Below are 2,475 nucleotides of genomic sequence, written 5' to 3' on the forward strand. Positions count from 1 at the left end.
GGTGGTCGAAGGCGACGGTGCTGGACAGACGGAGTCCGGTGGCCGCGTTCAGGCGGTTGCGCAGTTCCACGACCATCAGCGAATCGAAACCGAGCCGGTGGAACTCGGCCTCCGCCTGCACGGATTGCCCCGCGCTGTAACCGAGTACGCCGCCGGCCGCGTCCCGGACCAGTTCCTCCAGCCTGGTCTGGCGCTGCTCCTCCGTGAGCCCGGCCAGGTCCCGCTCCAGCGAGGAGCCGGTTCGGCCGGTCGGCCGGACGGCCGGGGTCCGTACGAAGCCCCGTAGAACGGCCGGGGCGTGCTCCGCTTGACCGCGGAGCGAGACCGTGTCCAGCCGGGCGGGCACGAGTACCGCGTCCCGCGAACGGAGGGCCGCGTCGAAGAGGGCGAGTCCCTCCCGGGCGTCGAACGGCGCGATGCCCAGCCGCCCCAGCCGGGTGAGGTCACCCGCGTCCAGAGCGCTCGCCATGCCGCCGGCCACGTCCCAGAGTCCCCAGGCGAGGGAGGTGGCGGGGAGGCCTTGGGCGTGTCGGTGGGTGGCGAGGGCGTCGAGGTAGGTGTTGGCGGCGGCGTAGTTGGCCTGTCCGGGGGTGCCGAGGGTGCCGGCGATGGAGGAGTAGAGGACGAATGCGGTGAGGTTTGTGTTCCGGGTGAGTTCGTGGAGGTGGTGGGCGGCGTCGGTTTTGGGGTGGAGGACGGTGTGGAGGTCGTGGGGGGTGAGGGTTTCGATGGTGGTGTCGTGGGTGGTGCCCGCGGTGTGCACGACCGCCGTGAGGGGGTGGTCCGCGGGGACGGTGGCGAGCAGGGCGCTCAGCGCCTCCCGGTCCGAGACGTCGCACGCGGCCACCGTGACCCCGGCCCCGAGCGCGGTGAGTTCGGCCGTGAGGGTGTCGGCGCCTTGGGCGGCGGGGCCGCGGCGGCTGGTGAGGAGGAGGTGGCGTACGCCGTGTTCGGTGACGAGGTGGCGGGCCAGGAGGGCGCCGAGCGTTCCGGTGCCCCCGGTGATCAGCACCGTCCCCTCGGGGGCCAGGGCCGGGATCGAGCCCTCTGCTTCCCCGGCCTTCGTCAGGCGGGGAACCAGGAACTGACCTCCCCGCAAGGAGAGTTGGGTCTCGCCGGTGGTGACGGCACTGTGCAGGGCTTCGGGGGAGGGCTCGCAGTCGATGTCGTCGTCGCCGTCGATGTCGAGGAGGACGAACCGGCCGGGGTGTTCGGCCTGGGCCGAACGCACCAGACCCCACACCGCGGCGGCCACCGGGTCGACCGCGTCCGCCGTGGTCGCGTTCCTGGTGACCACGACCAGCCGCTGATCCGGGTCTGCAGCGGCGAGGTGGTCGTGGACCGCGCCGAGCGCCTCGCCGAGCACAGCCCGGAGCTGCTCCGGCCCGCCCGCGCCGACGGTCGCCGCCACGCGGTGCACCACGACCGGGGGCGCGGAGGCAGGAGCCGCGTCGAGGGCCGGGGCGGCCGCCGACCACTCCAGGCGGAACAGGGAGTCGTGCGGCCCGCGGCCGGCCCTGAGGGCACCGGCATCCACGTCCCGCACCGTCAGTGACGCGGCGGACAGCACCGGCCGGCCGGACACGTCGGTCACCGTCAGCACCACGTCGTCGTCCCCGGCCGCCGGAGCCAGCCGGGCCCGCAGGCGCGTGGCGCCGCCGCCGTGCAGGACGACATCGGACCAGACGAAGGGGAGCCGGACCAGCTGCGCCCCGCGAGCCGCTCCGAGGCCCGCCAGAGCGACGGTGTGCAGGGCGGAGTCGAGCAGCGCCGGGTGCAACGCGAAGTCGCCCGACCCTGCCTCCCCGGGGAGGGACAGCTCCGCGAAGGTCTCGTCGCCGAGCCGCCACGCGGCGCGCAGCCCCTGGAACGCGGGCCCGTACGCGTAGCCGTGATCAGCCAGGCGCTCGTACGCCCCGTCGAGGTCTAGGGCCACCGCGCCCGTGGGCGGCCACGTGGCCCCGATGCCCCCGCCCGCGGCGGTCCGGGTCGCGGGGGCGAGGGTGCCACTGGCGTGCCGGGACCATGCGGAGGCGCCCTCGCGGCGGGAGTACAGCCGCACCGGCCGCGTCCCCTCGGTGTCGGCGCTCCCCACCCTGAGCTGGATGTCCACTGCCACGCCGTCCGGCAGTGCGAGCGGCGCCTCCAGGGTCAGGTCCCGCACCACGGGCGCGTCGAGTCGTGAGCCCGCTACGAGTGCCAGCTCCAGCATCGCCGTGCCGGGGAGGAGCGGGGTGCCGAGGACGGCGTGGTCGGCGAGCCACGGCTGCCTCGTCGGCGTCAGCCGCCCGGTGAACAGGTGGCCCTCCTCGCCGGCGAGCTCCACGGCCGCACCCAGCAGCGGATGTTCGGCCGCGGAGAGGCCGGCCGACCCCAGGTTCCCCACCGTCACCGGGGTGTTGATCCAGTGGCGTTGGCGTTGGAAGGGGTAGGTGGGGAGGGGTGTGGTGGGGGTGTTGGGGTTGTAGAGGTTGT

1 protein-coding gene is annotated in these 2,475 nt (G+C 74.5%); it reads right to left on the minus strand.

Going from position 1 to position 2,475, the window contains the following annotated elements; all coding sequences use genetic code 11:
- Positions 1-2,475: type I polyketide synthase (locus ACZ5D2_RS40840; protein WP_468936805.1), on the minus strand; the 2,475-nt coding region annotated here is incomplete at both ends.

This window comes from Streptomyces sp. NPDC031479, from assembly GCF_055581065.1.